This window comes from Rhodobaculum claviforme (genome assembly GCF_016653255.1).
Lineage (GTDB): Bacteria > Pseudomonadota > Alphaproteobacteria > Rhodobacterales > Rhodobacteraceae > Rhodobaculum > Rhodobaculum claviforme.
The window spans coordinates 20,452-46,872 of the sequence record NZ_NHSD01000305.1 but is presented as its reverse complement, the minus strand read 5'-3'; the positions used below and the strand labels follow the sequence as shown (position 1 = coordinate 46,872).

General features: G+C 67.5%; 16 protein-coding genes and 5 pseudogenes. 8 read left to right on the top strand and 13 right to left on the bottom strand.

The window, feature by feature from the left end; translation table 11 throughout:
• Window positions 1–139: 139 nt before the first annotated feature.
• Window positions 140–628 (top strand): annotated as a pseudogene (gene istB, locus CCR87_RS14360) (IS21-like element helper ATPase IstB); the annotation flags it as partial.
• 349 nt (window positions 629–977) lie between these two features.
• On the opposite strand, the gene CCR87_RS14355 reads toward istB, so the two are convergent.
• The 5 genes from CCR87_RS14355 to CCR87_RS17375 form a co-directional block, all read right to left on the bottom strand.
• On the bottom strand, window positions 978–1,253 hold the full coding sequence (locus CCR87_RS14355) for a DUF7249 family protein (RefSeq protein ID WP_201158222.1): 276 nt from the start codon (window positions 1,251–1,253) through the stop codon (window positions 978–980).
• A gap of 288 nt (window positions 1,254–1,541) precedes the next feature.
• Window positions 1,542–4,559 (bottom strand): DEAD/DEAH box helicase, encoded by a 3,018-nt coding sequence (locus CCR87_RS14350; protein WP_201158221.1) that lies wholly within the window; start codon window positions 4,557–4,559, stop codon window positions 1,542–1,544.
• Window positions 4,560–4,618: 59 nt separating this feature from the next.
• Entirely contained in the window at window positions 4,619–5,959 is a 1,341-nt protein-coding gene (locus tag CCR87_RS14345; RefSeq protein ID WP_201158220.1) for an EH signature domain-containing protein, read from the bottom strand.
• The gene (locus tag CCR87_RS14340; RefSeq protein ID WP_201158219.1) at window positions 5,959–7,155 is read right to left on the bottom strand and encodes an OmpA family protein; all 1,197 of its coding nucleotides are present in this window, start codon (window positions 7,153–7,155) and stop codon (window positions 5,959–5,961) included. Before CCR87_RS14340 ends, CCR87_RS14345 begins: the two co-directional genes overlap by 1 nt.
• Window positions 7,155–8,933 carry a hypothetical protein gene (locus CCR87_RS17375; RefSeq protein WP_242512036.1) on the bottom strand — a complete coding sequence of 593 codons (1,779 nt, stop codon included), beginning with the start codon at window positions 8,931–8,933 and terminating at the stop codon, window positions 7,155–7,157. The genes CCR87_RS14340 and CCR87_RS17375 overlap by 1 nt, the downstream gene beginning before the upstream one ends.
• A gap of 148 nt (window positions 8,934–9,081) precedes the next feature.
• Here CCR87_RS17375 and CCR87_RS17370 point away from each other — a divergent pair.
• A pseudogene (locus tag CCR87_RS17370) lies at window positions 9,082–9,339 on the top strand (ATP-binding protein); the annotation flags it as partial.
• Between the two features lie 159 nt (window positions 9,340–9,498).
• On the opposite strand, the pseudogene CCR87_RS14330 reads toward CCR87_RS17370, so the two are convergent.
• From CCR87_RS14330 to CCR87_RS14320, 3 genes and pseudogenes are all read right to left on the bottom strand, one after another.
• Window positions 9,499–9,816: pseudogene (locus CCR87_RS14330) on the bottom strand (transposase); the annotation flags it as partial.
• A 330-nt stretch (window positions 9,817–10,146) separates the two neighbouring features.
• Window positions 10,147–10,836, bottom strand: coding sequence for a VPLPA-CTERM sorting domain-containing protein (locus tag CCR87_RS14325; RefSeq protein WP_201158217.1), 690 nt, complete (start codon window positions 10,834–10,836; stop codon window positions 10,147–10,149).
• A 247-nt stretch (window positions 10,837–11,083) separates the two neighbouring features.
• Window positions 11,084–12,289: pseudogene (locus CCR87_RS14320) on the bottom strand (IS256 family transposase).
• A 424-nt stretch (window positions 12,290–12,713) separates the two neighbouring features.
• On the opposite strand from CCR87_RS14320, the gene CCR87_RS14315 reads away from it, so the two are divergent.
• From CCR87_RS14315 to CCR87_RS17760, 3 genes are all read left to right on the top strand, one after another.
• The gene (locus CCR87_RS14315; RefSeq protein WP_201158216.1) at window positions 12,714–12,953 is read left to right on the top strand and encodes a helix-turn-helix domain-containing protein; all 240 of its coding nucleotides are present in this window, start codon (window positions 12,714–12,716) and stop codon (window positions 12,951–12,953) included.
• Window positions 12,950–14,308 (top strand): HipA domain-containing protein, encoded by a 1,359-nt coding sequence (locus tag CCR87_RS14310; RefSeq protein WP_201158215.1) that lies wholly within the window; start codon window positions 12,950–12,952, stop codon window positions 14,306–14,308. The genes CCR87_RS14315 and CCR87_RS14310 overlap by 4 nt, the downstream gene beginning before the upstream one ends.
• A 286-nt stretch (window positions 14,309–14,594) precedes the next feature.
• Window positions 14,595–15,059 (top strand): transposase, encoded by a 465-nt coding sequence (locus CCR87_RS17760; protein WP_420850180.1) that lies wholly within the window; start codon window positions 14,595–14,597, stop codon window positions 15,057–15,059.
• Between the two features lie 320 nt (window positions 15,060–15,379).
• Here CCR87_RS17760 and CCR87_RS14300 read toward each other — a convergent pair.
• Window positions 15,380–15,913: pseudogene (locus tag CCR87_RS14300) on the bottom strand (IS110 family transposase); the annotation flags it as partial.
• 80 nt (window positions 15,914–15,993) lie between these two features.
• On the bottom strand, window positions 15,994–17,340 hold the full coding sequence (locus CCR87_RS14295) for an IS5 family transposase (RefSeq protein ID WP_201158214.1): 1,347 nt from the start codon (window positions 17,338–17,340) through the stop codon (window positions 15,994–15,996).
• A 460-nt stretch (window positions 17,341–17,800) separates the two neighbouring features.
• Between CCR87_RS14295 and CCR87_RS14290 the strand changes: the two genes are divergently transcribed.
• Both CCR87_RS14290 and CCR87_RS14285 read left to right on the top strand, forming a co-directional pair.
• The gene (locus tag CCR87_RS14290; RefSeq protein ID WP_201158213.1) at window positions 17,801–19,624 is read left to right on the top strand and encodes a glycosyltransferase family 2 protein; all 1,824 of its coding nucleotides are present in this window, start codon (window positions 17,801–17,803) and stop codon (window positions 19,622–19,624) included.
• Window positions 19,621–21,609: a phosphotransferase gene (locus CCR87_RS14285; protein ID WP_201158212.1), complete on the top strand. Its 1,989-nt coding sequence runs from the start codon at window positions 19,621–19,623 to the stop codon at window positions 21,607–21,609. Before CCR87_RS14290 ends, CCR87_RS14285 begins: the two co-directional genes overlap by 4 nt.
• A gap of 16 nt (window positions 21,610–21,625) precedes the next feature.
• Here the strand turns inward: CCR87_RS14285 and CCR87_RS14280 are convergent, their stop codons facing one another.
• From CCR87_RS14280 to gmd, 3 genes are read right to left on the bottom strand one after another with little or no spacing between them, the layout of a single operon-like run.
• Window positions 21,626–23,134, bottom strand: a complete 1,509-nt coding sequence (locus CCR87_RS14280) for a phosphomannomutase/phosphoglucomutase (RefSeq protein WP_201158211.1) — start codon at window positions 23,132–23,134, stop codon at window positions 21,626–21,628.
• A gap of 10 nt (window positions 23,135–23,144) precedes the next feature.
• Window positions 23,145–24,113 carry a GDP-L-fucose synthase gene (fcl, locus tag CCR87_RS14275; RefSeq protein ID WP_201158210.1) on the bottom strand — a complete coding sequence of 323 codons (969 nt, stop codon included), beginning with the start codon at window positions 24,111–24,113 and terminating at the stop codon, window positions 23,145–23,147.
• Window positions 24,114–24,117: 4 nt separating this feature from the next.
• Complete coding sequence (gene gmd, locus CCR87_RS14270; protein WP_201158209.1) at window positions 24,118–25,239, bottom strand: GDP-mannose 4,6-dehydratase; 1,122 nt, start codon at window positions 25,237–25,239, stop codon at window positions 24,118–24,120.
• Window positions 25,240–25,428: 189 nt separating this feature from the next.
• On the opposite strand from gmd, the gene CCR87_RS14265 reads away from it, so the two are divergent.
• Window positions 25,429–26,352 carry an O-fucosyltransferase family protein gene (locus CCR87_RS14265; RefSeq protein WP_201158208.1) on the top strand — a complete coding sequence of 308 codons (924 nt, stop codon included), beginning with the start codon at window positions 25,429–25,431 and terminating at the stop codon, window positions 26,350–26,352.
• Window positions 26,353–26,421: the final 69 nt, after the last annotated feature.

Sequence of the window (26,421 nt, the reverse complement as noted above, 5' to 3'; positions counted from 1 at the left end):
CGTCCCTCGATCTCGAGACGACCCATCGTCCTCCCCCGACAACCCCTGCCAGGAAATCGATCAGGCCAAGGCGACACCTCGTAAATCTGGGTGTCGCCTTACGGACTCAATGACGCGTCCTCCTACAGACGCGGCCGAGATCAACGAGACGCTGGTGCGCGACCTCGCCGCCGGAGGCTTCCTCGAGCAGCAGCGCAACGTCGTGCTGATCGGCGGCACCGGCACCGGCAAGAGCCACACAGCCATCGCCATCGCGCGTGCCTGCATCCGGCGCGGTGCCCGCGGCCGCTTCTTCAACGTCGTCGATCTCGTCAACAAGCTCGAGGCCGAGACCCGCGCCGGCCGCCAGGGCCGCATCGCCGACCACCTCACCCGCCTCGACTTCGTCGTGCTCGACGAGCTGGGCTACCTCCCCTTCGCCCAGTCCGGCGGCCAGCTGCTGTTCCACCTCATCAGCCGCCTCTACGAGCGCACCTCGGTGATCGTCACCACCAACCTCGCCTTCGGCGAATGGCCGGCCGTGTTCGGCGACGCCAAGATGACCACCGCCCTGCTCGATCGCCTCACCCATCACTGCGACATCGTCGAGACCGGCAACGAGAGTTGGCGCTTCAAGAACCGCGCCTGACCACCCCCACCCGCCAGACGCGCAACGCAGTTGTCGCCCCACCGCCTCGCCGCCGGCTCGGCGCTGCGGCGACAACTGCGTTCAGCATACCAAACAGGGGGGTCCCTTTTGGACGCCTATACAGGGTCCCGATTCAATGCTGATTGACAATCTGCCGAAGGAGATGGAGTGAGTTTCCTTGTTTCAATGCTGCGGTCATTGTGAAAGTCCTTTTGCTGTTCAAATGGAAGATTGGCCGAAATCAAAATCCAAAAGCGAAATCGCTCTGTGAAATACAGAGGATTTTATGGATTCGTCAGGGGTGCGCTTGTCGTCGGGGAATAGCGTCAGGCATTCGGCTCTTTGCCGCTCATCCCCAGTGGCGAAGAGCATACCGAATGGCGGACTTGGTGAAGCGCGCGCCATCTGGCGTTGTCCGATGGCCGATGTGGTGATGGATGATCAGCGCGGCATCGTCCTTGGTATTTTGACGAACGATTTCGTCGCAGAGACGATAGAGTTCGTGGTCAGCGCCCAGCCACATCGAGACGTTCCAGAGCCGCCAGTTTGGATGGCCATTGTGCGGTGCTGATTTTTTGAGTGGCTTTGCGCGAGGCGAGGTCGGGGATGGCGTGAGTATGGTCATTCGAGGGTCCTCTTTGCTGTGGACCCTGAATGTGGTGATGGGCGCGAAATGCGGGAGGGCTTTTCGGGGGCGAAATGAAAGTATCGCTTACGCAACCTTCAAATGGGTTCTCGTCAGTCCAAATCGAGCCCCCGCGACCAAATTCCTACGCGTTTCCAGACGCTTGAACGCCGCCCTCCGGGGCGGCGCTCGCGTTTCCATTATCCGTGGAAGCACTGTGGAAGCAAGAAGGCGCGAAGTCTATCGTACCCATGAGAAATCCGCGCCTGGCCGACCGGGACGGATCTGTCATCCCAGCACAATGGTTTCACCGTCGATTTTCCAAACTATGCCGGTTCCCAGTTCCTCGAGTGTTTCGACGATCGCTCTCTCGGCCGACTGATCTGGCGCATCCCTGTCTCGAGTGAGTTCGTCCAGGAGTGTTGCGCTTTCTCCATCCGTGTCGCCCATTGGCCAAAGCACAGCGCGCGAGAGTTGTGATTTCCGGAGCATCAGGGCTTGGAGACGGCAATCGAACGATTGCGCACCGAAGTTCGGATGAACGGCAATCGGCAAGTGAACCTCGACCGACCGCGTTTGTCCGATGCGATGGATGCGATCATTACATTGCTCTTCGACGGCGGGGTTCCACCATCGCGATAGATGGATGACGTGGGTGGCCGCGGTCAGCGTCAGCCCGACCCCGGCTGCCCGGGGCCCAAGGATCATCAGATCGAAACCTTCGTCGGTGGCGAGATGCCGCTGGAAGCGCGTGACCATCGCGCGCCTGCGGTCGATCGGTGTATCGCCATTCAGAACGTCGATGCGCGCGAGGCCATAGCGCCGTTGCACAAGGCTCGCCAACCGGTGCTGTGCATTGCGGCTCTCAAGAAAGATCAGGGCTCTTTCGCCACGATCTCGAATTCTGTCGAGAACAGCGAACGCGACCCTGAGGCGGGCAGACGCGTCGGCCCAGGCTTCGCCGGTCGGATCGCCGTCGAGGTCCGGATGCAGGGCCACCGTGCGCAGGCGATGTAGGACGCGGAGCGCGCGGCCGCGGTCGGCAATGCCGGCAAGCTCGATGCGCACAGCATCGTAGGCCGCCGCCTGGACGGGAGGCATGAGGACGGGATGCAGTCGGCGGGTCTTGGCCGGTAGGTCGGCCGCGACCTCGTCCTTCAGTCGGCGCAACGCCAGTGCGGGCCGGCCATCCTGTGGTTCGAAGAGCAACCGGCGCAACAGCGCCATGTTTGTCGGGTCGGGCGTCCCGAAGCGATCCACGTAGTCCCGTAGCGATCCTAGGACCCCCGGCGCGACGACATCAAGGATCGCCCAGAGCTCCGAGGTCGTGTTCTCGATCGGCGTTCCAGTCAGCGCGATGCGGAAATCGGCCTTCAACGCGCGGGCGGCGACATGGCGCAGCGTGGCCGGGTTCTTGATGGCCTGAGCTTCGTCGAAGACGACGGCCGCGAGTGGCAGTCGCGCCAGGGAATGCTGATAGTTCACTAGCGTGTCGTAGGTGGTCAGCAGCCACCAGTCGCGCCCGCGTCCGGCATCGACTGCCGCGAACAGGGGGGCGAGATCCAGATGCTCCGCACCGGTCGCGATCTCGGTGCCCTGTCGCCCCGTCTTCAAGCGCGCGAGCCCCGTGCCGTAAAGCCTGACTAGGCTGCCGAGCCCGCGGGCATCGAGATGTTGTTCGGCTTCCCCCGCCCAGGTCTCGAGAAGCGACGTCGGGGCGACAATCAGCACCGGCCCGGCGGGGGAGGTTGCGCTTCCCGGCTGCTCCGCGAGCCAGCGGAGGAAGGCTAGCGTTTCGAGGGTCTTGCCTAACCCCTGTTCGTCGGCGTTCAGGATCCCGGGTGCACCTGCGGCCCAGGCGGCGACCTGCCAGTCGAAGGCAGAGCGCTGATGTGGACGCAGGGTCGTAGATAGCCCCACAGGCTTGGGCGCCGCAAAGGAGGGGCGCGCGGCCCATACCGGGTTCCAGCGGAGTCGTTCGAGATTGTCGGCGGTTTCGAGAACAAGCCGCTCGCCGCCCCGCCCCTTGCCGCCCGCGCCCGCACCGTCGCGGTCCCGACCGTCCTCGAGCATGCGCAAGCGCGCCGTCAGCGCCTGTATGAGGCTGTCGTCTACCGGCAGTTCCAATCCGGCCACGGTGACGGTCTGATCCCCGAGATCGCGTGCGCTGCGCAATGCGGCAATCGCACTGCGCAGCGTCTCGACCCTCCATGCGGCTATAGCTTCAGCCAGCGCGTCAGGCACCTCGGGCAACCACGTGGTCGTGGCGCGCGCGCCCGGCGGCAGGGATGGCGCCACGAAAGGGGTCACGCCGAGCACGCGCTCGGCATAGGCGCGCGTCTCGACGAAGATGTGTCGTGCCGCGGTTTCGATGGCCTCGACAATCCCTTCGTCGGAGAGCCCGTCCAGCGCTCCGTTCGCGCGTAGCCGTTCCTCGACCCGCCGACTGATCGCCGCACGCGGGTTCTTCAGAAAAACACGCCGGACCTCGACCGGCGCCCGGGCCATTTCGGACATGACCTCGAGCGCCGGCAGTGCACCCGGGTCGATGGCCAGATAGCGCCCGGGCCCCAGGCGGTAGGCGCGCAGCGTCCCGCGGTGCCGCAGCGTGGCCTGAAAGGCAGCCAAATCTCCGCCGGCCAGCTCGGCCGCGTCCTCTTCGATGAGGGCGTCCTCGTCCTCGCGCATGAGCTTGCGGCGGTCGAACGGAAGGACATCGAACTCCGCCTCGCTGCGCGGCTCGATCCCGAAACTGTCGGCAAGCCGCACCTCGAGCCGGCGCAGGAAATCCGTGATGGCAAGCCGCGCCGCCGCCGCATCACCAGACCCGAGCGCCGGATCGAGAGCGGCACGAAAGCGGGCGAGCGCCGCCCAATGCGCCTCTTCTGACCCGGTGCCGGAGGTGAGCCCCTCGGCCGCTTCGATCGCCTCGAGCATCCACAGCGGCAGCCGGCGCGGCCCCTCGGCTGTGGTCAGGATCGCCCCTTTGCGGTGCGGCAAGACGCGCCGGCCGCGATCGCGCCATTCGGTGACCAGGCGAAAGCCGGCGCGCCCCGGCACGCCCTCGGCATCGACGGAGAGCGTCAAGTGCACGAACGGCGGCAGGCCCAGTGCCTGGGCCGTCCCGGCCGGCAGGGCAGCGACCAGTCGGTGCGAGAGCCGGATGCCCTCGGGTTGCATGTCGACGGTCTCGCCGAGCTCCTCGGCGCAGGCCTCGAGATCGCCGAGTGCGGCAGCCAGACGGTCGTCGCGGGCGGCCAACTTGTCGAGGGTCGGGGGCGCGGTAGGGCGAAACAGGCCAGACATGCGCGCTCCGTGCTCGGCCAGCGGAGCGCACGCGATGCCTGTCGTATCAACGCTCCAGCCTAGCATGGGCGGTCTATCCCCCAACGGACACGAGTCTGCCAGTCGCCCCTATGCGCGAACTCGCCATGCTTGGGCGTCAGGCGGATATCCTCGCAATCATAGAACCGGCCATAGAGCGGCGGCGCCGATCCGGCTGCGGCGCAGAAGATGTGCACCTTGTAGCTGTGCGAGCCTTCGACCACCACCTTGTCGCCGATCCGCATGATCAGGATCGAGGTATTGTTGCTGCGCCCGGTCTGGCGCCCATGATCGAGGCGCAGGTTCCGCCGGCCGAGCATGTTGCGGGCGACCAACGCGGCTTCGGGGCTGAAAGCGGGCCAGGCCTCGCGAATGCGGCCCTGTTCGTAGAGGCCGAGCCAGAATGTTCGCCGCGGCGCCCACATGTGGCTTTCATCGGCGCGGGTATGGCGCCGCTCCGCCTCAGTGATCACGTCGAGAAAGAGCCGCAGGTTCGCGCCCGTGAGCCAGCGGCGATAGGTTTCGAGTAACCCGCGATCTATTGCGCCCCAGGGGCCGCCCAGGCTGAGCCGAGGGTCGCCGTAAAGATCGCTAAGCCGGCCGGTAATGCGGTCGACCAGCCCCTCGGGCGGGGTGCGCTCGCCCCAGGCGCGGACCAAGGCTTCGATCACCGCGGCGGCACGGGCCGCGGGCAGCGCCGGGCGCGCCGGATCGGGGCGAAGCCAGCGGAGAAGCCGGTCTATGCCTGCCTCGGTCGCGAGCGTTGGCGCGATGCGTTTCAGCCATTCGCCCTGTGCCGCAGCCCACAGGCCGGGCCCGTGCGGATCGGGCACGCCGAGGGTACGGAGTTCGGTCCACGGATCCTCGGACCGTGCCATCCGCTCGGCCACGGCCAGATGGGCGGCGGTGGCGTCGAACAGGCTGGGAAAGTCCGCGATGATACGCCTCCAGCGAGCGGGAAAGTCCGATGGCGCGATCCGTGACAACCGTTGGGCAAGCGCCCGCGTGTAGAGATTGTTCGGCTCCCAGGTCTCGAGATAGGCCGTCGCCGCCGCCGAGACGAGCAGCGGTTTCCGCTGGTGTCCCACTTCGTCGAGTAGCAACCGCAAAGCCTTCTGATAGATCGGCTGGCGAAACTCGGGCAGGCAGGCTATGCGCAGCGCGCGCGCGGCGTCGGCCAGCGTGCAGCCCTCCCAATCGCCGTTCTTTACGCGCAGCGCGAAGTGGCGCAGGACCTTCTCGCGGTCGGCTTCGGCAGGTAGGCGGGGCAGATCGGGCCAACGCTCGCCGATGCGCTTAACCGCAGCCTCCAGAAGGGCGGGCGAGGTCAATTCGAGGCGGCCGGGTCGCATGGGCTCGGCGAGGCGCTCGGAAAGGCGCATCAGCGCCCCTCCCGCAAACGCCGCTGGATCGTCTCGATCTCGGCAACGTTCGCCGGCGTCTGCATCAGGATCCGGATGTCGATCCGCCGGTTGGCGGGTTCGTTGACATTGTCGGCTGTCGGTACGGCAAGGCGCATCTCGCCATAGCCCGCGACTCCGGGGACGGGTTGTCCCCGCAGGTTCAGTCGCCGCTCGAGCGCAGGCGCAGCTGCGATCATCGCGAGGAAAGCCGCGTTGGCCCGTCGCGTAGACAGATCGAGGTTGCGCTGCGCGCTTCCCACCGTGTCCGTGTGGCCCTCGATCTGCACCGCCTCGACGATTGCGCTTGTTGCGCAGGTTTCGGGCCGCGGGGCCACCGGGCCGGCAAGAGTCATGCAGGCAATGCCATCGTCGAGCAGACGGGCCAGATCCTGAACGATCTGCAACGATTGCGGGTTGAGAGTGAATGCGTTGGTCGCAAACAGACCCTCGCCCTGAAAGCGCAGAGCGTCGCCTTCGGGGCTGACCTCGATCAGGATGCTCGGATGCAGACGCGAAAGGTCGCTTCGCAGCCCCTCCAGCAGGCGACGCCTTTCATCGTAGGCCGCAGAAAGGTACGCTTCCAGCTGGTTCCGGGGGTCACGCTGCGCAAGCAGGCGCTCGAGCTCGGCGATCCGCTCATTTGCATGGGCGAGTGCCTGTCTCAGGGCGCGAAGCTCGGCTTCGACTGCGGCGAGTCGCGTCGCACCGCCGGAGACCGCCTCATCGAGATGCCGCTGAAGTTCCAGCAGGCGCGCTTCTGTCGCCACGACTTCGCTGCGCAGACGCGCCCGTTCATCTTCGCTGGCCGCAATCGCTGAACTTAGAGCACCAAGTTCGGTCTCTGCTGCGGCGAGCCGTTCGGCCAGCGCCTGCCTTGCAGCGTCGGCTTGCGCACGAAGGCGCACCAGATCAGCCATCCTCACCTCAGCGCGAGACAGTGAATCCTTTAGCCGGTCGCGTTCCAACTCGGTCCTTGCCAGCGCTTGCGCCAGCCTGTCACGGTCGGCGGTCATCTGTTCGTACAGCTCGCGCGACACATTGTCGGTGGCGCTGAACTGCGTGGCGAAATAGGCCATCATCAGCATCACGATGAACAGGAACCCGACGGTCAGATCCGTCATCGAAACATAAGCGGACTCCTCCTCTGCCTCGCGATGGCGGCGATAGGCGCGCATCAGCGGCGGCCCCCGGGCGGCGTCGGACGGAAAGCCTCGGCCTGTTCGACGACTTCGCGCAGGGTGTCGAGTGCCGGCTCAAGGCCCTTCTGAAGACTTTGCACATGCTTCTGCAGCTGGTCGAGCGCCGCTTGAACTTCGGCGGTATAGCGGTCTAAGGCCTTGCCGAGCATCTGGTCGATTTTGTCCATTTCTTCGCCCTGACCCTGCAGGCGATCTGTGATTTCGCGCAACCGGGTGAGGACAGCTTCGACGGCCTGAGTCTTGGCTGCAAGGGTGGTCTGTGCCGCGGAAAGCGCGGCCTGCGCGGCTTTCGCGCTTTCGGCAGCGGTCTGGGCCAGACGGCCTGCCGCTGCTTCGACCGCCTTGTTCGAGTCTTCGATCCGGCCCGCGGCTTCGGCCACGGGTCGGGCTGCAGCCGTGAAGTCGCGCGCCGCCTGCCCGAAGCCCTCGGCAGCCGCGCGCGCCGCGGCCCCCCCGGTCTGCGCTCCCTTTGCGACCTCGCGCAGACCCTCGCTTGCGGCCTGCGTCGCATCGGCTGCGGCCCGGATGTGGGTAGCAAGCGCGTCGAAGGGCGAGAGTAGCCGATCACGCGCACCAGATAGTGTTGCCTCTGCTTCTGCTGCAACGGCGGCCTCCGCCCGCGTGCCGGCAGCGGCGATTTGCTCCTCCAACCCGCCCAGCGCCGTCGCAAGGGCCTCGCCGGCAGTTTTCAGCTCGCTGCCGGTGGCGGCACCGCTTTGCGCCAGGCGGTCAACAACCTCCATGAGCCGCTCGGCAGCAAGATCAAGCCGCCCGCTCGCCTCCGACAAGGCGCGGCCGACATCGCCCGAGAGGCGATCCGACAGCGTTTCCACCAAGGCGCCGACGCCCTCGCTCGACTGCGCCTGCACCCGCTCGATCAAGGGCGCTAGTCCATCGCGGATCGCCCCGCCAATACTCCCCGACAGCGACTGGTTGATCTGCGTAGCGATGTCGGTGGCGAGCCCCTGCAGCATGGTGCGGGTCTGGCTCTGCTCCTTCAGCATGCGCAGCGCAATGTCTTCCTGGCTGAGGAAGGACAGGCGGTCTTCGATGGCCTCGTTTGCCTGGCGCAATGCAATCTCGACACGGCTCACGCTGCGGCGCAGCGCCAGGGTGAAGAGAATAGAACCCGCAAGCCCGGTCAGCGACATAATGAATTTCGCCGACGCAATGCCCAGAAATCCCGCCATCTCCTCAGGGGCCAGCGTACCGGACGGACCGATCCTTTCCTGGAACTGCGTGAGCGCTGCGATGAGGCCGAGAAATGTGAGAAAGAGGCCGACTGTCACGAACATGTTCGGAAGGATTCGGAGCCAGCCGGGCCCGAAGCCTAGGTCCTCAACGTTGAAGAAGACCGACGGCCGAACAGCGTTCCGGATCACCGGAGCGCCATCCATGTCGTCGATGATGTGGGTTTCGCGATACTCGCTCCAGGCGGTGGCGATCGCTTCATATTCTGCGCCGCGTTTTCTCGCTTGGCTGAGCGTTGCGTCGATCTCGGGAACCTGCGTTGCGAATTCGTTGCTACTGCCAGCCTTTGCCAAGCTTTCTTTCAGGAGTGCAAGGGCGCTGGTCTGGCGTCTCGTGACGCCATCAAGCGACAGAAGCGCGACGATGAAGCCGCTTGCAAGAGAAATTGCGACCCATCCGGGTGCACCTTCCGAGACCAGAACGCCGGCAAACCATACGATGAAGGCAACGGTAATATCGCCGAAATCCATCCACATCTTCCAAAAATTGTGTCGCTCCGACATTCCCCAAGTGGCGTGCCGTCTGATGTCAAGATTGCCTGAGGCTGCCCGCTGGACAAGCGTTTTTCGTCCCGAACGGCGCCGGCGGTCTCGCAGGCGGCTGGAACTGGGTGGATCGGGCCGCGAAGCCGCAGCGTCCTCGCTCGACCTCGTCGCCATGATGGCGGCCGAGATCCGCGCGGGCGAGAAGGCCGTCACCGCCGCCAGGCGCGTGCGCTGCTTCACCGCCGTCGATCTCGTGAACCGTCTGGACGCCGAGCGGCGTGAGGGCCAGGCCGGCCACCTCGGCGACCAGCTCTGCCGCGTGGACCTGCTGATCATCGACGAACTCGGCTATCTGCCCTTCGCCGAAGCTGGCGGGCAGATGCTTTTCCACCTCATCAGCACACTCTACGAGCGCACCTCGGTCACCCGAAACTTCCGGTCTGATCGAGCGAGCCGTGCAGATGACGCTGCGCAATGGCGGCGGGGTATGGGTGGTCGTACCGGATCGCCTGCCGGATGGCATCTCGATGGCGGCAACCCTGCGCTACTGAGCGCGCCAGAACGAGACGGCGCTTCTCCTCTACCGCGGCCGGGCACGGGCGCGGCTCGGGTTGCCCGATTCCGTGGTGCGCCCGTCGGCGTCCTGGATGTGCGCCCGCGGCACCTGCACGGTCTCGGTGCCGAAGGTCCCCACGAGCTGGCGCGACCGATGGCCGTGGCGATACCCTTTCCGCCCGGCGCCACGGCCATAGCGGCAGCGCCCGATGGCCGCTTCCAGTTCCTCTTCGAACAGCGCCTCGATGGTCGCGCGGATGTTCTGCCGCAGCCGCGCCTCGATCGGGTCGAAGGCGTCATCATCGCCCAGTAGCGCAGGCATGGCGGTCGCTGTAGTCTTGGTCATGGCGTAATCTCCCTGGCGGTTCCAGCCGCCGGTTGGGTGGTTGCAAGTCACCCGGAGATTACGCCGCCCTCAAATTTCCACCACCTTCGCGACACGACCGTAGCATGTTGGATTTCTCGCTGTCCCACTCCCGCAGCAGGTTCGCCGTCTCCCACCCCAGTTCAGCGAAGAGTTGGATGGCGGGTTGCTCGACCGCCGCACCTCTCCGTAGGCGTGGGTGGGGATCGGGGGATCATGGGAAGAAAATAATCTCTTATCATGTCCCCCGATGATCGAGGAGCATGACCCATGCGCGCCTGCCAGCCGCAAGCAAGTCAATAGATCCTGAGCCTACGCTGCTCTGGCGTTGACACCTTTGCCAGATTGACCGTTGCGGCGCGCCGCTCTCAACCCTGCGAGGCTTCCCAGGCCGGCCAACAGAAACCAGGCCGCGCTTGGCAGAGGCACGGGGGTCACGCGATAGGCGACTGTCATTTCGGCAGTGTCAAAGTCGCAGCTGTAGGCGCCGGGCAAAACCGAATCGCGACAATCGCCGCCAAAGCCAAGCACAAACGTTGCTGTTCCGAACGCGCCTACGCCTGGAGCACCAAAATCAAGCTCGCCCTCCGCTCTTCCGCCCCTGAAAAAAAACCGGGTCTCGAGTCCGAAGATGTCCAGAAATCCCCGGTTCTGTGGATTGACCCGGAATCGGAGGAAAGAATCCTCGGGCTCGTCGAAATCAATTCGCAGCGTACTCGACCCCGTCAGCCACCACTCTGTTTCCGGCGCTGTCCAAGTCAAATCCATGAAATACCGCGTGCTCAGCCGAATGTCATCACCCGGCTGTAGCCCATCGAGCCTCCCCAGGTAGACGTCAAGCTCGATCGATCCACCCCATAGCGTAGCGCTTGTATTGAAGAGATCGTTGAGGTTTACGCCGAAATTCAGGCCTCCACCTTCGAGCGACACATTTAACGGCTGGAACCCGGGCCGGGGTGGGTCGGGGTCGTGCTGCGCTTGGGCTGGCGCCGCAGAGATCATGGCAACTATCCCGACGGCCGCTCCGAAAGGTATCAGTGATCCTCGTCTGCGCATCGCGATGTTCCTCCGTCCACCATAGTAGCCTTGCGCTACCGACGCACCAGCACCGATGGTCCCCAAGTACGCTAAGACAGACCAATACGGTCGCCTGACGAGGTTGCCGGATCAAGCTATTTTTGCCCAGTGCGGCTCTGCGGGGTCACGTCCGTCAAGCTGGTGTAATTTCCCGGATGGCCTGAGGGCATGATCAGGCGGCCTTCGTGGTTATGCTGAGAATGGGGTCGATCTCCTCGGTATCGATGCGGGCGAAGGCGTTGACCATCATGTAGCGGCTCGAGGTCTGCCATTCGTCATTCTGCTCGAACAGCACCGCGCCGATGAGGCGCAGGATGGAGGCCTCGTTCGGGAAGATCCCGACGACATCGGCGCGCCGTTTCACCTCCTTGTTCAGCCGCTCGATCGGATTCGTGGAGTGCAGCTTGGTGCGATGCTGGCGCGGAAAGGACATGTAGGCGAGCACGTCGTGCTCGCTGGCGTCCATCAGGTCAGCGAGCTTCGGCCAGCGGGAACGCAGCTGGTCGGAGACCTTGCGCCAGGTCTCGCCGGCGTGGGCGCGGTCGGGCTGGTCGAAGGCCTGCCGGATCGCGGCGGCGACGACGGTGTGCTGGCCGCGCGAGACATGGGCCAGCGCGTTGGGCATCCAGTGAACGCGGCAGCGCTGCCAGGTGGCTTCGAAGACCCGGGCGATGGCGGCCTTGAGGCCGGTGTGCGCGTCGCTGATCACCAGCCGGACCCCGGCCAGGCCCCGCGCGCGCAGGGACCGCAGGAACTCGGTCCAGAAGGTCTCGGCCTCGGACGGGCCGATGCCCAGGCCGATGATTTCCCTGCGGCCCTCGGTGTTCGCAGCCACGGCGATTATTGCCGCGACCGGCACGATCCTGCCGCCCTGGCGCACCTTGAGGTAGGTGGCGTCGAGCCAGACATAGGGCCATTCGCCGGTCAGCGGGCGGTTCAGGAACTCACCCACCCGCTCGTCGATGTCCTTGCACAGCTTCGAGACCGTGCTCTTCGAGATGCCGCGCAGCCCCATCGCCTGCACCAATTCATCGACGCGGCGGGTAGAGACGCCGCCGATCCAAGCCTCCTGGATCACCGCCACCAGCGCCTACTCCGAGGTTTTCCTTGCCTCCAGGAAGCCCGGGAAATAGCTGCCCTGCCTGAGCTTCGGCACCCGCAGGTTCAGCGTGCCCAAACGGGTATCGAGAGCGCGGTCCCGATACCCGTTGCGCCAGGTCGTGCGCTCGCCGCTGCGCTCATGCCGGCCGGCGCCGATCAGGCCTTCGACATCGGCCTCCATGATCAGCTGCAACACCGCTTCGGCGATGGAGCGCAGGAAGTCGCCCTGGTCATGCTTGGCCAGAAGCTCGGACAGGTCCATGTTGGTCTTGGTCATCGGGGTCTCCGTAGGGTCCGTGGTTGAAGCGTCGAAACTCCACCTCGACCATACACCTCGATGGCCACCCGGGATCACACCGCCGGCGGCGATGAAATTACACCAGCTCCTCGGACGCTAACAACGGCCGGTCGGCACCCAGAGAATAAGAAGCGCGAATTCTGTGGAAGCCAGCAGCCAGCCCGTGACGTCAAGAGAGGGTGTGAGAGCATCTTGCAGTGGGTCTCCTGTTGGCTGGTGCGATCCTGGCCGGCATGTCCGGGTTGCGTGCCAGGCTTCGGCCGAGCAAGGATATATCTTGCGAGGCATATTCATTTCAGTTCGACCATTCATGGCGTGAAGTATGCCCTTAGAGATATAAATAGCTTTCATCGGGATCACAGTCCTGATATATGCCCTTTGAAGCATAAGCTGGATCCAGATCATGGCTGCAGTCGGTACCAAGGGCCATCGACGGGTCGTCAGCGCCAAGGATCTTGGCGCGGCGGTGCGTGACGCGCGGCGCAGCCAGAAGATCGGGCAGGAGGAGCTCGCCGAGCTCACCGGCGTGAGCCAGCCCAACATCTCGCGTATCGAGCGAGGGGAGAGGCCAGCGACAGTTGAAACCTATATCCGCCTGCTCGAAGCGGTCGGCGTGGACCTCGTGGCGGTCCCAAGGTCATGATCCTGGATGTTTGGCTGGAAGGCTTCGAGGCGCCGATAGGAGTGCTGGAGCGCCACGATGACAAGTCCCTGACCTTCTCCTACGGGCCGCAAGCCTTCGCGGACCCTGATCGCGGCCGGATCAGCATGTCTCTTCCGGTGCGCGACGCGCCCTACACGGACGACGCCTGTATCGCCTATTTCGGCAACCTGCTGTTCGAGGGGCAGGAGCTCGAACGGGTTCGTGCGAGACACGGAATCGACCGCGATGATCATGGAGGTCTCCTCTACCATCTCGGGGCCGACTGTCCCGGCGCGATCTCGGTCACACCGCAAGGTGCCGGGCCAGGCAAGCGCCCCGGGGTTTTCCCGCAGGATTACGAAGAGATCGGACAGCCGCAGCTGGCCAGGATTGTGGCCTCGCTGCACCACACCGGGCGGCTGCCTGACGGGGCGCGCGATCCCTCGCCGGTGGCGGGCGTCCAGCCGAAGCTTGCCCTTCTGCACCACGACGGGGCATTCCACCTTCCCAAGCCAGGCAGCGGGGCACCGACGACCCACATCCTGAAGGTCGCCCCGCGCGAGGATGCCGTCCTGACGCGCCACGAGGCGGCTTTGCTCGACCTGGCCCGGCATCTCGACCTCGATGTTGCGCAGACGACCCGTCTCCAGTTTCCGCAAGCCCAGCCGGGGCAGCGGATAGAGGCGCTCCTGTCGACGCGCTTCGATCGTATCCTTGATGGCGACCTCGTCCACCGCGTCCATGTCGAAGATTTCTGCCAGGCGCTCGGCCTCCCACGACAGCTGAAGTACGAGCGCGACGGTGTGGAGGCCGACCGCCGGTTCTCGGCTGCTGCGGTGGGTAGAATGGCCGGTGAAACTGCGCAGCCGGCGCAGTTTCGTATCTCCTTCCTGAAGCAAAGCCTTTTCAACCTTGCTGTTGGCAATACCGACAACCACGGGAAGAACAGCTCGATCCTCTACACATTGCCGCGCGGCGTCCTCGCACCGCTCTACGACGTGGTGCCCGTCGTGATGGATCGGCGCGTAACCCACGAGTTCGCCTTTCGCGTGGGGGGACATGACTACATCGAAGACGTTGATCAGGCCGCAATGCTGGCCTTGATGGGGGACCTGGGGTTTTCCAGGCCACGTCTGTCGGAGCGATGGCTGAAGCTTCTGCGAGGGATCGCCGTCGAGGGCATCGATCGGCTGCACAGGGACGGCGGTAAAGCGTTGGCCGATTACGTTGCGGCGCAGCTTGGGATCTTGGAGGCAGCGCTCAAGGTCGACGTGGGGATTCCGCAGCGCGACTTTTTTCCGAGAGCCGTGCGGGGGAGGTCGGACAGCGCCGGGGGGTGGGGTGCATTCTCTTGAGTTCTGGATCCACACCTGCGGTCGCGACAGCCGCATCACCCTGAGGCCGGTTGCCTCCGACACGCGCATCCCGGCGGCGTAGGTAGTCGTCAGCGCAGCGCGCGCCTTCAGGCTCGGCACCGCCTCGAGAAACCGCACCACCTCGTCCGCGCTCAGCACCACCGGCAGCCGGTGCGGCTCGCGGGCGTAGGCGCTCCGCTCGAGGATTTCCGCCATCCCGAGCGTGACGCCGTAAAGGAACCGCAACGCGGCGACCGTCTGGTTCAGGCTTGAACTGATGCGGTGGATGGGCACGATCTACGTGGAGCAGATCGCAAGGCTGACAGAGGTGATCGACCGGCTGGCGGCCGAGCTGGAGGCGGCCTCGAGGGCCGATGTGCAGCTCCGTCGGCTCTGCACGATCCCCGGGATCGGCCCTGTCACCGCCGGGGCCGTCGCGGCGTTCGCACCGGACCTCGATACGTTCGACAGCAAGCGCAACTTCGCCGCATGGCTTGGCCTGGTGCCCCGCCAGAGGTCCACTGGCGGCAAGACCAGGTTGGGCTCGGTCAAGCCGAGATGGCCAGACCGACATCCGCCGCCTGCTGATCGTGGGCGCGTCGCGCCAAAGGCGCGCGTCCCGCGCCATGAGCGTGATCCGCTGGGTGGGTCCGCAAGGGTGGCAGCGCGAACCGCTGGCTCGCCGCTGTGGTGGCGCGCAAACCGAAGATGGTCGCGGCCGTGGCGCTGGCCAACAAGATCGCCCGAATGATCTGGGCAATGACGACGAAACAGGAGAATTCCCGGATGGCGTGACCCAAGCCCGGGAAGGGCTGCGGCACGGCATGGCCGCAAGGCCGGGGTGAGCGATCGACGAGGAGTGGGCGACACCGACTTCGAAGTTCAAGGCGGGAGATTCAGTCCCGGGGCTCGAGCGCTTGCAACTCTCTGAACCGATGTGAGCCCGGCCTTCCGAACAGCATACCGGCCCGTGGCGTCATCCAAGGCCACGCTCAGAGGCCTGACACACGTCCGATCGAAGACCCCGCCGAAAGACGATGATTTCGCTTGCCAAACAGGGGGCATCCACACACGCACCGTCGTCAGCCAGCGCCGGTAGGCAACCGTCCAGCCCTTCTTGCCGGGATAGACGCGGCCGTAGCGCAGCAGAAACCCCTGCAGGTGCTGCCGCGACTTGCCCAGAACCCGCACCGCGGTCGCCCGCGCCCGGACCAGATCGCGCATCGCCTCATGTGCGGCGTCCGGCACCCAGACCGCGGTCAGCTCGCCCGCCCGGTGCAGCTTCGCCAGCATCACCGCATCGCGACGATCCGTCTTCACCCGGTCGCACGCCTTCACCGGGATGAGCGAGGGTGCCACGACGATGCAGTCATGCCCCATCTCGACAAGCTGGCGGTGCAGCCCATACCCGCATGGCCCCGCCTCGTAGCAGAAATGAAGCCGCCCGCCGCCTGCGGCCAGTTGCTCCACCAGCTTGCGGACATGATCGGGGCGGTGCGGCACCGTCCCCCAGTGTCGGACCTCACTGCCGCGCTCGCCGCGCGCAACCGCAACCGAGATCGTCGCCTTGTGGACATCCATGCCGATGAACGTGCTACCCTGCATCCGGTCTCTCCCCCATTCATGAGGCTCGGCGCCAGCCCGTCTGGCACAACCCTCGAAGGAGTTCACCCTGAACAACTCGATCAGGCGGCGGCGAGGGCGCTGTGGCTTGGTCCGGGGCGGCCGAGGGCGGTGAGCAGAGCGGCCACTAGCAGAGCCAAAAGCGCCCTGAGGTGGGCGAGGATCTTGCGGAGGTTGTGGCCGCAAGCGCAGAGGACGGCGAAGACGGCATCGCCGGTAGTGCCCTTGAGCGGGCAGCGGGCGAGACGGCCATCGGTTTTCATGTGTTCGATCTCGGGCTTGATGGCGCTTCGTCGGCGCAGGAGTTTGGCCAGAGCAGGCGTGATGCCGCGTCGGGTTCCGCTGATCAGCACGCGGGTGGTCTCGACGCCGTGGCCGCGATAGCCGCGGTCGACCACGGCGAGGCTCGGGCGGCGGCCGGTGAGGATCTCCACCTGCTCCAGCGCCTCGGCCAGGGTGTGGCCGTCGTAGGGGTTTCCGGGCATTGAACGCGCGCCGAGGATGAAGCCGCCGTCGAGGGTGGCGGCGAGGCTGACCTTGGTTCCGAACTCGTAGCGCTGGCGCGCCTTGCCCTTGGAGATGCAGTCCACATCGGGCTCGTGGAGCGCGTAGAGCTTGCCCGGGTCCTTCGGGCGCTGGAAGAGCAGCCGGCCGGTGAGCGCCAGCGCGTCGAGGATGCGCTCGCGCAGGGGGCCGGCGGGGATGCTGGCGAGCCAGGCTTGGATATTGCGCCGGACGCGGCCGACATAGCCCTTGAGGCGGCGCAAGGCCTTGCGCATGCGCCGGAATTGCCGGGCATGGGCGTAGCGCCCCGCCTGCATCGCCAGCCGGGGGGCGAGCCGTGCGTAGCTCTGGCGCAGCGGCACCCCCGCCTCGCGGGCCAGCGCCACGAGCTTGGTCCGAGCGCGCTCGTAGAGCCGCGCGTCGGTGGGATGGGCGATGTTCTTCTCCATGACCGTGGTATCGACGGCGACCCGCTCCAGGCTCTTTTCCTGGACAGCGCCGGAGGCCAGCCCGGCCTCGATGGTCTTCGTCAGCATCCACTCGACGCCCTCCTCCCCGATCCGCCCGCGCCACCGGCTCAGCGAGGACGGGTCGATGGGCGGGCGATGCTGGAAGAACGTCTCGCCGGTGAAGTGCTGGTAGTAGGGGTTCTCCACCCAGCATGCGACGACCGCGTCGTCCGAGAGCTTGAAAGCGTGCTGCAGGTAGAGAAGCCCGGCCACCAGCCGGGAGGGCGTCGCCGGCCGGCCCTTGTCGGAGGGGAAGAGACCGGCCCACTCGCGGTCGAAGCACTCCCAGTCGATCAGCGCGGCGAGCTTCACCAGCTCGTGGCGCATGTCGATCATGTCGGTGAGCCGCGGGCGCAGCAGATCGTCCTGTTCAGGACCTCGGGGTCTGGCCTTCATCGCACCGTCCGAAATCGCAGGGTTTCGCCCGAAATCCTACAAAACCCTGCAACCCCAAGCCAAGCTGAACTGTCCTTCACCCCATAGAATCAACAACATGCGCTTTGTTCAGGGCGAACGAAGGAGAATGCCGCGGGAGAGGCCACCGGCCCAGTCAGCTCACGCCGCGATCATGGGGTCTAGGATGAGATCATCACGCGATGCTGCGACGCCTGGAGTTTCTTCGCAAACGACATCGACACCGTCCGATCAATCACTACCCGAGACTACGCCAGAACGGCAAAAAGTTAAGGCCATGGGTATTGCACCGCGATCATGGGGTCTAGCCGCGCGCCCGTTACCCTGTTGCGCGCCCCCAGGCGGGGAGATACCCAATTCCGCGTGCGCGCCGGAGCGCTTCGGCCGGTGCTAACATCCCGGCGCGGGGGCCCGGAGAAGGCGTCACGCATGAGGTGCCGCGATGCATGTGCTGCAATCCACGCTGATGCCCGCCCCGGGCCTGCCGGAGGCGCTGTATCTGCGCCTGACAGACGGGGCGCGGGACTGCGCGCTGCGGCGGGGCTGCGATGGGCCGCTGGGGCTGATGCTGCGGCCCGGGCAGGTGCTGTCAACCGACACCTTCTTCGGCAGCTTCCACATGGCGGTTTGGCGCGCCCACACCCCGGTGCGCGAGGTCGCGGTGATCGCCCATTTCCGCGGCCAGGGCGAGGCGCGGGTGTTCGAACACGGCCCCGATGGCGTACGGTTGCTGGCGACAGTACCGCTGGACGATCCCGCGGGGGGGCGGTTCGTGGTCCCCTGCACGCCGGCCACCCGCGACCCCGGCCTCGGGGGCGCCCCCCCGCCCAGCCGCCTGACGGTGGAGGTCGAGGCCACGCGCCCCTCGCAACTCCACGGCCTCGACATCGTCTCGCCCACGGCGCCGCGCCACCGGGCCACGCTGTCGGTGGGGCTGTGCACCTTCAACCAGGAGGCCCGCCTTGCGCGCACCCTGGCCGGCCTCGTCCGGCTGGCCGGGGACTGCGATGCAATCCGCGCGGTGCATCTGGTCAACCAGGGCGTCCCCTTCGCCGATCCGGAGATCCGCACGCTGCTGGCGCACCCGAAGATCCGCGCAGTGCGCCAGCGCAACCTCGGGGGGTGCGGCGGCTTCACCCGGGGGCTGGCGGCCGCGCTGGCCGATCCCGATCCCGCCACCCACCACCTGATGATGGACGATGACATCGTGCTGGACCCACGGATGATCCCCCGCGCGCTGCGGTTTCTGGATCATGCCGGGGATCGCATCGCGCTGGGGGCGGGGATGCTGGATGCGCTGCGCCCGACGGTGATGTACGAGGCCGGCGCCTTTCTGCGCCCCGACAACACCATCGCGCCCCATGCCCGCGACGCCGACCTGGCCGATCCTGCGCAGCTGTCGTGCTTCGATGCGCCGGTGGCGACCGACTACAACGCCTGGTGGTTCTGCATCCTGCCGCAGGCCGCGTGCCGGGGGATCGGCCTGCCGGCGCCGGTGTTCATCCGGGGCGATGATTTCGAATACGGCCAGCGGCTGGCGGGCGCGGGCGTGCCCACCGTCACCCTGCCCGGCATCGCGGTGTGGCACGAGCCGTTCTACGCCAAGCCGCAGGGCTGGCAGAGCTATTACGACCTGCGCAACCGGCTGATCTTTGCCGCAACCCACCCCGGGCGGGTGCGCCAGCTGTCGCTGGCACATGTCGCGGGGCTGATCACCACCGCGATCCTGACCCACGCCCATGCCACCGCCGAGCTGCGCCTGCGCGCGGTGGAGGATTTCCTTACCGGCCCAGGGGCGCTATTCGCCCGCGACCCGGAGGCGCTGCACGCCGAGGTCATGGCGATCAACCGCCACCACGCGCCCGAGCGGCTGGAGGACAGTGCCTGGGCGGCGGCCCCGCTGGCGCCCGCCCGGCCCCGCAGCACCACCATGGCCGGGCTGATCGCGCAGCAGGCGTGGTCGCTTGTGCGCACGGGGCTGGGGCCGCTGCGGCGCGGGGGGGCGGTGGTGCTGCTGGACGTCGACGCGCACCCCGCCAACACCGCCGGACGGGCCTATGTGCTGACCAACGATGCGCGCAGCTTCCATCTGCGGCTGGTGCCCCGTCGCGGCCGGATGTGGGGGCTGATGAGGCGCACCGTTGCGGTGGTCCGACGCTACGCCCGCCAGCGCGCGGCTGCGAACGCCGCCTGGGCCGGGGGCATCGCCCCCTACCGCACGCCGGCATGGTGGGCGCGGCTGTTCGCCAGCGCGGAGGCGCCATGAAGCCCCGGCTGATCCTGCACATCGGCACCCACAAGACCGGCACCACCACGCTGCAGGCGCTGATGGCCGCGCAGCGCCCTGCGCTGGCGGCGGCCGGGATCTGCTATCCCGACACCACCCGGTCCTCGGTGCCGCATCTGCCCAAGCACTCCAGCCTGTTCGAGGCGCTGGTGGACGGCCCGGACGCCTTTGCGCGCGAACACGCGCTGATCACCGGGGAATTCGACCGCTCCGGGGCCCACACCCTTGTCCTCAGCGAGGAGGGGCTGTCGGGCCCGCGGCACGGCGACTTCGGCGCCATGGCGCGGTTTGCCGGGGATTTCGACATCACCGTGGTGTGCGTGTTGCGCCGCCAGGACCGGCTGGCCGAGGCGCTGTGGAACCAGTACTGCCGCGAGGGGCACGAGAAGGCGCAGATCGAGGCCTTCGTGGCCCGGCCACGCGTGCTGTTGCGGCTCGACTATCTGCGCATGCTGACCTTCTGGCAGGGCATCGGCACCGTGCGGGCGCTGAGCTACGACGATCTGGTGCGCGGCGCGGGGCTGGTGGCGGGCTTTGCCGCCGCCACCGGTCTGCCGCTGTCCCCTCAGGATGACCGGCGCGAGAACGTCAGCCCCAGCATGGCCTGTGCGTCGGTGCTGGCCGACCTCAACCGCCGGGGCGAGGCCGGCGACTGGCACGAGATCGAGCGCGCGCTCGGCCCCACCGCGCGGCGCACCGCCCTGGGCGGTCGGCTGCGCCGCGACCTGCTGGCGCGCTTTGCAGGGGTCAACGCCGCCCTGGACACGCGGTTCGGCGTGCGCTTCGACGGCACCCTGCCCGACGAGCCCGACACCCCCCTGCCCGGCCCTGCGGCTCCCGCATACCTGTCCGAGCCTGCGCCTGACCCGGCCGCGACCTTCTCGCCCCGGGTGATCGAGGGGTTGCTGCGGCTGCACCGCCGCTCCGGCACGCCGGACTGGCCGCGGATCGGCGCCGCGCTGGAGCGCCTCGGCCATGGCCCGTCGCTGCGGGCTTACCATGCGCTGGCCGATGTGGTGCCGCAGCAGGCCACGGCGCTGACGCTGCGGCTGCAGAGCCTCTATCTCGTGCTGGCCGAACGGCATGACGACTACGAGGCGCTGCTGCGGGCCTGCGACCCGGGCCTGCGGCTGCGGCCCAACCCGGTGACGCACCGCAGCTTTGCCGGCAGCGGCACCAGCGGCAGCGCGCTGCTGGGATACCGCCGCCTGGACGGGCCATCGGGCGCGCGGTTCGAGAAGATCTACTTCCGGGACACCCCCGGCATGCGCCGCACCGGCCTGGTGCATGGCCGGTTCGCCCCGGAGCTGGCGCGGATCGCGCATCTACCGGCGCTGTGCGAGGTCGCGCAGGGCAGCCAGTTCGCCCAGCACCTGTTCGAATTCGTGGACCTGTCCCGCGCGGCGCCCGCGGACCCGACGCGGCGGCTGGCGCTGGCCTGCGCGCTGGCCGATCTGCGCCTGCGCCCCGATCCGTCGGACGCCGGCCTCGCGGCGCTGCTGGACTATCGCCGGCAGGACCGCCTGACAAAGGCCTGGCGGCGGCTGGTGCGGATGCTGTCGACGGGTCAACCGGACCGCGATGCGGCCCTGCGCGCGCGGCTCGAGCGGGTGGCCGCGGCGATCGCCGGGCTGCCACGGCAACTGGCCCATGGCGATCTGGCCAAGCCGGGCAACGTCTATGCCGGGGATGTGCTTCTGGACTGGGACATGTGCTGCCTGGCGCCCTTTGGCCATGACGCGGGCTGGGTGCTGACGCGCGCGCACAGCGACCTGTCCCCCGACGCGGTCGCCGAGGCGCTGGCCGCCATGGGCGCCGACCAGGCCGGGGACGCCGGGGAGCGGCTTGTGGGGTTGATGTTCTTCGTCCTGGTGTTCCAGGGCGGGCTGGGACGCCCGCGCCCGGCCCCCGCGGCGCTGTCCGAGGCACTGCTGGTCGCGCTGGAGGGCCGCCTGGGGGTCTGAAGCCGCAGGCCCCGCGTCACAGGCTCTGGTCGTAGGCGCCCACCGCGGGCTCGGTGCGGATCACCGCGTCCATCGCCTGGAAGATCGCGCGCAGGTCGTCGGTACCCTCGGGGCTTTCGCAGACCACCACCAGGTTGGGGGTGTTGGACGATGCCCGCACCAGCGCCCAGCCGCCGTGATCCAGCATCACCCGCGCGCCGTTGACGGTCACGATGCCGGTGACGGGGTGGCCCGCCAGCCCCTCGCCCGCCGCCGCCATCGCCTGCAGCCGGTCCACCAGCCGCTCGAGGACGGCGTATTTCTCCTCGTCCGCGCAGAAGGGCGACATGGTGGGCGAGGTGTACGTCACCGGCAGGCCCCGGCGCAGGTCCGACAGGGATGCGCCCGCGTGGCGGTCCATCATCCGGCAGATCTCCACCGCCACGCGCATCCCGCAGTCGTAGCCGCGCCCCACGGGGGGGGCGAGGAAATAGTGCCCCGATTTCTCGAACCCCGCCAGCGCGCCTGTGTCGCGCACGCGGCGCTTCATGTGGCTGTGCCCAGTCTTCCAGTATTCGGTGGTGGCCCCGCGTTCGGCCAGCACGGGATCGGAGGCGTATAGCCCGGTGGATTTCACATCCGCGATGAACCGCGCGCCGGGGTGGATCGCCGCCCAGTCGCGCGCCAGCAGCACGCCCACCTTGTCGGCAAAGATCTCTTCGCCCTCGTCATCGACCACGCCGCAGCGGTCGCCGTCGCCGTCAAAGCCAAGCGCCAGGTCCGCGCCGTGGCTGCGCACGGCATCGGCCATGTCGTGCAGCATCTCCAGCGCCTCGGGGTTGGGGTTGTAGTTGGGAAAGGTGTAATCGAGCCGCTCGTGCAGCCCGATCACCTCGGCCCCGATGCGCGCGACCAGCTTCGGCGCGAACCGCCCCGCGGTTCCGTTGCCGGTGGCGCAGACCACCCGCAGGGGGCGGCTCAGGCGGAAATCGCCGGCCAGATCGTCGAGGTATGCGTCCTCCACCCCCGCCACGGTGGCATAGGCCCCGCCCGGACGCGCGACGCCGTGCCCGCCCAGCACGATGTCGCGCAGCTCCGCCATCTCCTCGGGGCCGTGGGTGAGGGGGCGGTCAAACCCCATCTTCACCCCGGTCCAGCCGTTGGGGTTGTGGCTGGCGGTGACCATGGCGACGGCCGGCACGTCCAGATGGAACTGCGCGAAATAGGCCATGGGCGACAGCGCAGGCCCGATGTCGTGGACCCGGATGCCGGCCTGCATCAGCCCGATCACCAGCGCGTGCTTGATGGCCAGCGAATAGTCCCGGTAATCATTGGCCACCACGATGTCGGGGCGGATGCCGCGCGCCTGCATCTGCGTGCCCAGCCCGAGCCCCAGCGCGGTCATGCCCGGCAGGTTGATCGCCTCGGGGTATTTCCAGCGTGCGTCGTATTCGCGAAACCCCGACGGCGCGATCTGCGCATCGCGCAGGAATTCCCATGTGTTGGGGGTGACGACAGGATCGGGGGCGGCGTCGGGTGCGGTCATGGGCGGGCCTTCATGTGCGCGCGGTGGCGGCGTTTTCCAGATACCAGCGATAGGCGTCGGCCAGCCCCTCGCGCAGGCCGATGCGCGCGCGCCAGCCCATCGCCGCCAGCCGGTCCACATCCATCAGCTTGCGCGGGGCGCCGTCGGGCTTGGTGGTGTCGAACTCCAGCCGGCCGCGGAACCCCGTGACCTCGGCCACCATCTGCGCCACCTCGGCGATGCTGACGTCCGTGCCGGTGCCGACGTTGATGTGCGACAGCATGGGCTGGGTGTTGGCCTCATACGCGGCACGCGAGAGGTCGAGGACAAAGAGCGACGCCTCGGCCATGTCGTCGACGTGCAGGAACTCGCGCCGCGGCGTGCCCGTGCCCCAGATCACCACCTCCTCGGCGCCCGCCTGCGTGGCCTCGTGGAAGCGGCGGATCAGGGCGGGCAGGACGTGGGAGTTCTCGGGGTGGAAGTTGTCGCCGGGGCCATAGAGGTTGGTGGGCATCACCGAGCGGTAATCGGTCCCGTACTGCCGGTTGTAGCTCTCGCATAGCTTGATCGCGGCGATCTTGGCGATGGCGTAGGGCTCGTTGGTGGGCTCCAGCGGGCCGGTCAGCAGCGCATCCTCGGCCATGGGCTGGGGGGCTGCGCGCGGATAGATGCACGACGATCCCAGCTGCAGCAGGCGCGGCACGCTGGCCGCCCAGGCCTCGTGGATGACATTGGCCGCGATCATCAGGTTGTCGCGGATGAACTCGGCCGGATAGGTGTCGTTGGCGTGGATGCCGCCCACCTTGGCGGCGGCCAGGATCACCACATCGGGGCGCTGCGCGGCCATGAAGGCGCGCACCGCCCCCTGGTCGGTCAGGTCCAGCTCGGCATGGCTGCGGGTGAGGATCTCCAGATCCGCGCCCGCCGCGCGCCGCGCCTGCAGCCGGCGCAGGATCGCGCCCCCCACCATGCCGCGGTGCCCTGCGAGGTGGATCCGCATCGCCTCAGTTCTCCGTCGCGACCGGCAGCGCCAGGCCGTGGGTCTTCAGAAGGGCGTGGCGGCGCGCGGTCTTGAGGTCCTCTGCCACCATTTCGGCGCACATCTCGCGCGCGGTGATCTCGGGCTCCCAGCCTAGGCGTTCGCGGGCCTTGGTGGGGTCGCCCAGCAGGGTGTCGACCTCGGCGGGGCGGAAATAGCGCGGGTCGATGCGCATCACCACATCGCCAGGGGACAGGGCCGGGGCGTCGGTGCCGGTGACCTCGGCCACCACCGCGACCTCGTCCACGCCGGTGCCGCGGAACTCCAGCGTCAGGCCCAGCTCCGCGGCGCTCCAGGTGATGAAGTCGCGCACCGAATGCTGCACGCCGGTGGCGATGACATAATCCTCGGGCGTGTCCTGCTGCAGCATCATCCACTGCATGCGCACATAGTCCTTGGCGTGGCCCCAGTCGCGCAAGCTGTCGATGTTGCCCATGTACAGGCACTGCTCGAGGCCCTGCGCGATGTTCGCGAGCCCGCGGGTGATCTTGCGGGTGACAAACGTCTCGCCCCGGCGCGGGCTCTCGTGGTTGAAGAGGATCCCGTTGCAGGCATAGACCCCGTAGGCCTCGCGGTAGTTCACACAGATCCAGTAGGCATAGAGCTTGGCCACGGCATAGGGGCTGCGCGGGTGGAACGGCGTGGTCTCGCGCTGGGGGGTTTCCTGCACCAGGCCATAGAGTTCCGAGGTGGAGGCCTGGTAGAAGCGGGTCTTGCCCTCCAGGCCGAGGAACCGGATCGCCTCCAGCAGGCGCAGCGTGCCCATGGCGTCCACGTCGGCGGTGTATTCGGGGGCCTCGAAGCTGACGGCGACGTGGGATTGCGCGCCGAGGTTGTAGACCTCGTCGGGCTGTACCTCGGACAGGATGCGCGTCAGGTTGGAGCTGTCGGTCAGATCGCCGTAATGCAGCTTGAACTGGCGCTGCGCGTGGTGGGGGTCCTCGTAGATGTGATCCACCCGCTGGGTGTTGAACAGCGAGGCGCGGCGCTTGATGCCATGCACCTCATAGCCCTTTTCCAGCAGCAGTTCCGCCAGATAGGAGCCGTCCTGTCCGGTCACCCCGGTGATCAGTGCCGTTCTTGCCATTGCCCGCCCACCTGTCCGATGCGGCCCCGTCGGGTACCCTGCGCCTCGATAAGGCAGCCGGCGCCGGCTTGGCAACCACGCATCCCCCGGCCGCTTGAGTTGCCCGAAGGCTTCGCGCATGGTTTGCGCATGTGCGCGGCGGCACCCGCGCCCCCGCCCCACCCCCCCATCCCCGGACCCGATATTCCCATGTCTATTGCCGCGCCCCCGAACAGCCGCCCGATCACGGACGCGCCGGCCCACCATGTGGCGCGGCCGCGGTTCTTCATCGATGCGCGCCACGGGCTGGGCAACCGGCTGCGCGCCATCGCCTCGGCGGCGGCCATCGCGGCGCGCACGGGCCACGAGCTGGTCATCGTCTGGGAACCCGATGTCCATTGCCAGGCGCGGTTCGGCGATCTGTTCCGCCATGACGGGGCGGTGATCGGGACCGCTTTCGCCCGGCTGTTCGCGCTGACCGGCGGGCGGCTTTACAACTATATGGAGGTGGAGCCCGGCGCCCAGAGGGATGCTCCGATCCTGGCCTGCGCCGGGCCGGGGGCGGGGCCGCAGGATGTCTATGTCCGCTCGGCCTATCCGCTGGTCTCGGCGCACCGCGACTGGCCGGCCGAGCGCGCCTTTCTGCACGCGCTGGTCCCCGTGGACGCGGTGCGTGCGCGCATGCGCGCGGTGCCCGTCCCCGCCCAGGTGTCCGCGCATGTGCGCATGGCCAGCGGGCCGGGGTACGAGCATCTGCCCCATGAATCGCCCGCCGGCTGGAGCGCGCAGGGCCACGCCGAGATCGCCGCCTGGCGCGCGCGCAGCCACGCGCGCCACTTCATGGCCCGCCTCGACACGCTGGTGGCAGCGGGCGCGGCCGAGACGATCTTCCTGGCCGCCGACCTGCCAGAGACCTATGCGGCCTTTCGCGACCGCTACGGCGCGCGGCTGCGCTTCCTGCCGCGCACCCGCTTCGATCGCTCGGCGGACCAGCTGCGCGACGCGCTGGCCGACATGCTGCTGCTGGGCCGGGCGGAACGGTTCCTGGGCAGCACTTGGAGCTCGTTTTCGGATATGGCGATCCGCCTCGCGCCGCAACGGCCAGTGGTGGAGATGAGCGGGCGTGACTTCTGAACGCAGGAGCCCGCACCCGCGGGCCAGCGTGGTGACGGTCCACCGACGATCGGGCGCCAGCGCGCCCGG

What these genes read in the sequence shown, in the direction of transcription:
- CCR87_RS14355 (WP_201158222.1), bottom strand. Translation starts at nt 1,253, where the DNA reads ATGACCATACTCACGCCATCCCCGACCTCGCCTCGCGCAAAGCCACTC.
- CCR87_RS14350 (WP_201158221.1), bottom strand. Translation starts at nt 4,559, where the DNA reads ATGTCTGGCCTGTTTCGCCCTACCGCGCCCCCGACCCTCGACAAGTTG.
- CCR87_RS14345 (WP_201158220.1), bottom strand. Translation starts at nt 5,959, where the DNA reads ATGCGCCTTTCCGAGCGCCTCGCCGAGCCCATGCGACCCGGCCGCCTC.
- CCR87_RS14340 (WP_201158219.1), bottom strand. Translation starts at nt 7,155, where the DNA reads ATGCGCGCCTATCGCCGCCATCGCGAGGCAGAGGAGGAGTCCGCTTAT.
- CCR87_RS17375 (WP_242512036.1), bottom strand. Translation starts at nt 8,933, where the DNA reads ATGTCGGAGCGACACAATTTTTGGAAGATGTGGATGGATTTCGGCGAT.
- CCR87_RS14325 (WP_201158217.1), bottom strand. Translation starts at nt 10,836, where the DNA reads ATGATCTCTGCGGCGCCAGCCCAAGCGCAGCACGACCCCGACCCACCC.
- CCR87_RS14315 (WP_201158216.1), top strand. Translation starts at nt 12,714, where the DNA reads ATGGCTGCAGTCGGTACCAAGGGCCATCGACGGGTCGTCAGCGCCAAG.
- CCR87_RS14310 (WP_201158215.1), top strand. Translation starts at nt 12,950, where the DNA reads ATGATCCTGGATGTTTGGCTGGAAGGCTTCGAGGCGCCGATAGGAGTG.
- CCR87_RS17760 (WP_420850180.1), top strand. Translation starts at nt 14,595, where the DNA reads ATGGGCACGATCTACGTGGAGCAGATCGCAAGGCTGACAGAGGTGATC.
- CCR87_RS14295 (WP_201158214.1), bottom strand. Translation starts at nt 17,340, where the DNA reads ATGAAGGCCAGACCCCGAGGTCCTGAACAGGACGATCTGCTGCGCCCG.
- CCR87_RS14290 (WP_201158213.1), top strand. Translation starts at nt 17,801, where the DNA reads ATGCATGTGCTGCAATCCACGCTGATGCCCGCCCCGGGCCTGCCGGAG.
- CCR87_RS14285 (WP_201158212.1), top strand. Translation starts at nt 19,621, where the DNA reads ATGAAGCCCCGGCTGATCCTGCACATCGGCACCCACAAGACCGGCACC.
- CCR87_RS14280 (WP_201158211.1), bottom strand. Translation starts at nt 23,134, where the DNA reads ATGACCGCACCCGACGCCGCCCCCGATCCTGTCGTCACCCCCAACACA.
- fcl (WP_201158210.1), bottom strand. Translation starts at nt 24,113, where the DNA reads ATGCGGATCCACCTCGCAGGGCACCGCGGCATGGTGGGGGGCGCGATC.
- gmd (WP_201158209.1), bottom strand. Translation starts at nt 25,239, where the DNA reads ATGGCAAGAACGGCACTGATCACCGGGGTGACCGGACAGGACGGCTCC.
- CCR87_RS14265 (WP_201158208.1), top strand. Translation starts at nt 25,429, where the DNA reads ATGTCTATTGCCGCGCCCCCGAACAGCCGCCCGATCACGGACGCGCCG.